Origin of the sequence: Pseudomonas sp. NPDC088885 (assembly GCF_044750025.1) — a bacterium.
GTDB classification, from domain to species: domain Bacteria; phylum Pseudomonadota; class Gammaproteobacteria; order Pseudomonadales; family Pseudomonadaceae; genus Aquipseudomonas; species Aquipseudomonas rustica.
The window spans coordinates 1-5,239 of record NZ_JBIVJB010000167.1 but is presented as its reverse complement, the minus strand read 5'-3'; the positions used below and the strand labels follow the sequence as shown (position 1 = coordinate 5,239).

Here is a 5,239-nt window from a genome sequence, read left to right as displayed (position 1 = left end):
ACTCGTTCGAAAGCCATCGTTGGTAAGCTCTTCAACGACCTGGGCAGCGTTACGCTACCCGTGAGGGTGGCTACCTGCGCATCCTCAAGTGCGGTTTCCGCACTGGCGACAACGCGCCTATGGCGTACGTCGAGTTGGTTGATCGTGCTACTGCTGGCGAAGCTGTATCCGCCGAGTAAGACGTCAGTCTGAAACAAAGAACCGGGCCTAGTGCCCGGTTTTTTGTGTCTGCATGAAAAATGCGCTGTTCGTACAAGCTTCTGACATAGGTCAGCTGTCACCATGGGCCGGGAATCATAATTAGTAATTATCTATCGATGTGCACGAGTTAATGAATTTGTGGCTCTCACGTCGATGATCAATACTTCCCACCAAGCCGATTAGCCGGCAGTTCCAAGACTGATAGAGGAAGAAGACCGTATGAGCCAGATCAAAACGCTTACGACCGCCAGTGGCGCACCTGTCGCTGATAACCAGAATTCTCGATCCGCCGGCCCACGTGGCCCGCTGCTTCTCGACGATTTCCACCTGCTCGAGAAACTTGCTCACTTCAATCGTGAAAACATTCCTGAACGTCGTGTCCACGCTAAAGGCTCGGGCGCTTACGGCACGTTCACTGTCACTCGTGATATCACCGAGTACACCAGCGCCAAACTGTTTGAATCTGTAGGCAAACAAACCCCGACGTTCCTGCGTTTCTCTACCGTGGGTGGCGAACGTGGTTCTGCCGACACCGAGCGAGATCCACGTGGCTTCGCGCTGAAGTTCTATACCGAGGAAGGCAACTGGGACATCGTTGGCAACAACACCCCGGTGTTCTTCATCCGTGATCCGCTGAAATTCCCGGACTTCATTCACACGCAAAAGCGTCTGCCACAAAGCAACCTGAAAAGCGCGCAGATGATGTGGGACTTCTGGTCGCATTCGCCTGAGGCGCTGCACCAGGTGACCATTCTGTTCTCCGATCGCGGCATTCCTGACGGTTACCGTCACATGCACGGCTTCGGCAGTCACACGTACAGCCTCATCAGCGCGCAAGGCGAGCGTCACTGGGTGAAGTGGCACTACAAGACAAAACAAGGCATCAAGAATCTGGCACCTGCGGATGCTGCCCGTATTGCCGGCACCGACCCGGATTACGCCCAGCGCGATCTGTTTGAAGCGATTGAACGCGGTGATTTCCCGAAATGGCGCGTGTGCATTCAGATCATGACCGAGGCGCAAGCGGCGGCGCATTACGAGAACCCGTTCGACGTGACCAAAACCTGGTCGCAGAAAGAATTCCCGCTGATCGAAGTGGGCGAGCTGGAACTGAATCGCAACCCGCAGAACTACTTCGCTGAAGTTGAACAAGCCGCGTTCGGCCCAAGCAATGTGGTGCCAGGTGTCGGTCTGTCGCCGGATCGCATGCTGCAAGGTCGCGTCTTCGCTTACGCCGATGCGCATCGCTACCGCGTAGGCACCAATCACCAGCAACTGCCGGTGAACGCGCCACGCAGCCCGGTGAATACTTACCAGCGCGACGGTTCGATGGCGTTCGGCAGCAATGGCGGCGCAGCACCGAATTACGAGCCAAACAGCTACATCGAATCGCCGAAACAAGCTCCGCATTACGCCGAGCCTGCGCTGGCCCTGAACGGTGCGGCTGACCGTTACGATCACCGCGAAGACACCGATTACTACAGCCACGCCGGTGCGCTGTTCCGGTTGATGAGCGACGCTCAAAGAGCGCTGTTGGTCAGCAACATCGCCGGTGCAATGAGTGGTGTTTCGAGCGATGTCGTTGATCGCCAGTTGCAGCATTTCTACAAAGCCGATCCGGCGTATGGAGAAGCAATCGCAAAGCTGCTCAACGTACAGCTTAACGAAGTCTAAACGAGAAGCAGAACCGCCCTCATTTGGGCGGTTTTTGCGTTATTTAGGCTGCTTTTCTCAGAGTATCTTCGCTTTTATTGCGCTAAGCGGGGTGACCTTCCGGTCAGGTTGGTTCAAACTACAGCCTTTCAAGTAGGGAGATGTAGGGCGATGCAAGGCCACCCAGACGTAATCGATTACCTCAACACGTTGCTGACCGGCGAACTGGCCGCGCGTGATCAATATTTCGTTCATTCGCGGATGTATGAGGACTGGGGGTTCACCAAGCTCTACGAGCGAATCAACCACGAAATGGAAGAAGAAGCGGGTCACGCTGATGCGTTGATGCGCCGCATTCTGATGCTCGAAGGCACACCGCGCATGCGTCCGGATGATCTGGATGTCGGCAGTACTGTGCCGGAGATGCTCGAAGCGGATCTGCGCCTTGAGTACAAAGTTCGTGCCGCGCTGTGCAAAGGCATCGAGCTGTGCGAGCAGCACAAAGATTACGTCAGCCGCGAGATCCTGCGTGTGCAGTTGAACGACACCGAAGAAGATCACACCTACTGGCTGGAAAAGCAGTTGGGCCTGATCAAACTGATCGGTCTCGAGAATTACCTGCAATCGCACACCTCCTGATCGCAGTAGGTACAAAAAAGCCCCTGTCACTGTTGAAGTGACAGGGGCTTTTTCATGCCCGGCGTTTAAGCCCGATCGCGGATCAGCAACGGCTTGAGGTAATGGCCAGTGTGAGACTGTTTCATCTCGGCCACTTGCTCCGGCGTACCCACGGCGATGATCTGCCCACCCTTGGAACCACCCTCCGGCCCGAGATCGACCAGCCAGTCGGCCGTCTTGATCACGTCGAGGTTGTGTTCGATCACCACCACGGTGTTGCCGTGATCGCGCAGGCGATGCAGCACGTCGAGCAATTGCTGGATATCCGCGAAGTGCAGGCCTGTGGTCGGCTCGTCGAGGATGTACAGAGTTTTGCCGGTGTCACGCTTCGACAGCTCGCGGGACAGCTTGACGCGTTGCGCTTCACCGCCGGACAACGTGGTCGCCGACTGCCCGAGCTTGATGTACGACAGGCCGACATCCATTAACGTTTGCAGCTTGCGCGCCAGCGCTGGCACCGCATCGAAGAACACCCGCGCTTCTTCGATGGTCATTTCGAGGGTTTCGTGGATATTCTTGCCCTTGTATTTGATCTCAAGGGTTTCGCGGTTGTAGCGCTTGCTCTTGCACACGTCGCACGGCACATAGATGTCCGGCAAGAAGTGCATTTCGACCTTGATCAGACCGTCGCCCTGGCACGCCTCGCAGCGACCGCCCTTGACGTTGAACGAGAAACGCCCCGGGCCGTAACCACGGGAACGCGACTCGGGAACGCCAGCGAACAGCTCGCGGATTGGCGTGAACAGCCCGGTGTACGTCGCCGGGTTGGAGCGCGGCGTACGACCGATCGGGCTTTGGTCGATGTCGACAACTTTATCGAGATGGTCCAGGCCCTTGATGCTGTCATGCGCGGCGGCTTCCAGCGTCGTCGCGCCGTTAAGTGCGGTGGCGCTCAGCGGAAACAGCGTGTTGTTGATCAGCGTCGATTTGCCCGAGCCGGACACGCCAGTCACGCAGGTCAGCAGGCCGATCGGAATTTCCAGGTCGACATTGCGCAGGTTGTTACCGCGCGCGCCCTTGAGCGACAGAGTCAGCTTCTTGTTGCGTGGCGTACGTTTGGCCGGCACTTCAATCTTCACCCGGCCCGACAGGTATTTACCGGTCAGGGAATCCGGGTGCGCCATGACTTCGGCCGGCGTACCTTCGGCAACAATCTGCCCGCCGTGCACACCGGCGCCCGGGCCAATATCCACAACATAGTCGGCCAGACGAATCGCATCTTCGTCGTGCTCAACCACGATCACCGTGTTGCCGATGTCACGCAGATGTTTGAGCGTGCCGAGCAGGCGATCGTTGTCACGTTGGTGCAGACCAATCGACGGTTCATCGAGGATGTACAAAACACCGACGAGGCCGGCACCGATCTGGCTGGCCAGGCGAATACGCTGTGCTTCGCCGCCGGACAGGGTGTCCGCGCTGCGATCCAGCGACAGGTAATCCAAGCCGACGTTGACGAGGAATTGCAGACGCTCGCGGATTTCCTTGAGAATCTTGTCAGCGATCTCGCCGCGACGCCCGGTCATCTTCAGTTCGCCGAAGTACACGCAGGCATCGCCGATCGGCAGATTGGTCACCGCTGGCAATGTCTTCTCGCCGACCCACACATGGCGTGCTTCACGCCGTAGACGCGTGCCACGGCAATCCGGGCAGGACTGGGTGCTGAGGAACTTGGCCAACTCTTCGCGCACGCTCGCCGATTCAGTCTCGCGGTAGCGACGTTCCAGATTCGGCACGATGCCTTCGAACGGGTGCGAACGTTTGACGATATCGCCACGGTCGTTCAAATATTTGAAGTCGACGTTCTGCGAGCCGCTGCCGTGCAGAATCTGTTTCTGCTGTTCGGCGGTCAGTTCGTTGAACGGTTTTTCCAGGCTGAACTTATAGTGCGACGCCAGCGAACCCAGCATCTGGAAGTAATAAACGTTGCGCCGGTCCCAGCCGCGTATCGCGCCTTCGGCCAGGGTCAGCTCGCCGTTGACCAGTCGCTTGATGTCGAAGAACTGCTTCACCCCCAGACCATCGCACGTCGGGCAGGCACCGGCCGGATTGTTGAAGGAGAACAGCTTCGGTTCCAGCTCGCTGATCGCGTGGCCGCAGATCGGGCAGGCGAAGCGCGCGGAGAAGATCATCTCTTCGCCTGGCTCGTCGTCCATCGGCGCCACGAGTGCAATGCCGTCCGCCAGTTTCAGCGCGGTTTCGAACGATTCGGCCAGACGCTGTTGCAGATCGGCGCGAACCTTGAAGCGGTCGACGATCACGTCAATCGAGTGCTTCTTCTGTTTATCCAGTTTCGGCAGCTCGTCGAGCTCGCAAATGCGCCCGTTGACGCGCGCGCGAACGAAACCTTGCGCCCGCAGCTCTTCGAAAACTGAAAGGTGTTCACCTTTGCGCTCGCGGATCACCGGCGCCAGCAGCATCAGCTTGCTGCCTTCGGGCTGCGCCAGCACCAGGTCGACCATCTGGCTGACGGTCTGCGCTTCCAGCGGAATATCGTGATCCGGGCAGCGCGGCGTACCCACGCGTGCATAGAGCAGGCGCAGGTAGTCGTAGATTTCGGTGATGGTGCCGACCGTGGATCGCGGGTTATGCGAGGTCGATTTCTGTTCGATGGAAATCGCCGGCGACAGGCCTTCGATGGTGTCGACGTCGGGTTTTTCCATCATCGACAGGAACTGGCGGGCATAGGCCGACAGCGATTCGACATAGC

At 58.0% G+C, this 5,239-nt stretch carries 3 protein-coding genes and 1 pseudogene; 3 read left to right on the top strand and 1 reads right to left on the bottom strand.

Translation table 11 applies throughout. The features are described from left to right. The 3 genes and pseudogenes from ACIP1X_RS27690 to bfr form a co-directional block, all read left to right on the top strand. Positions 1-179: pseudogene (locus tag ACIP1X_RS27690) on the top strand (bL17 family ribosomal protein); the annotation flags it as partial. A 241-nt stretch (positions 180-420) separates the two neighbouring features. Then, positions 421-1,875, top strand: coding sequence for a catalase (locus tag ACIP1X_RS27685; RefSeq protein WP_400755858.1), 1,455 nt, complete (start codon positions 421-423; stop codon positions 1,873-1,875). Between the two features lie 150 nt (positions 1,876-2,025). Next, positions 2,026-2,493 carry a bacterioferritin gene (gene bfr / locus ACIP1X_RS27680; protein ID WP_053124309.1) on the top strand — a complete coding sequence of 156 codons (468 nt, stop codon included), beginning with the start codon at positions 2,026-2,028 and terminating at the stop codon, positions 2,491-2,493. A 65-nt stretch (positions 2,494-2,558) separates the two neighbouring features. Here bfr and uvrA read toward each other — a convergent pair. Next, a partial coding sequence (gene uvrA / locus ACIP1X_RS27675; protein WP_400755857.1) for an excinuclease ABC subunit UvrA occupies positions 2,559-5,239 on the bottom strand: 2,681 nt, incomplete at its 5' end.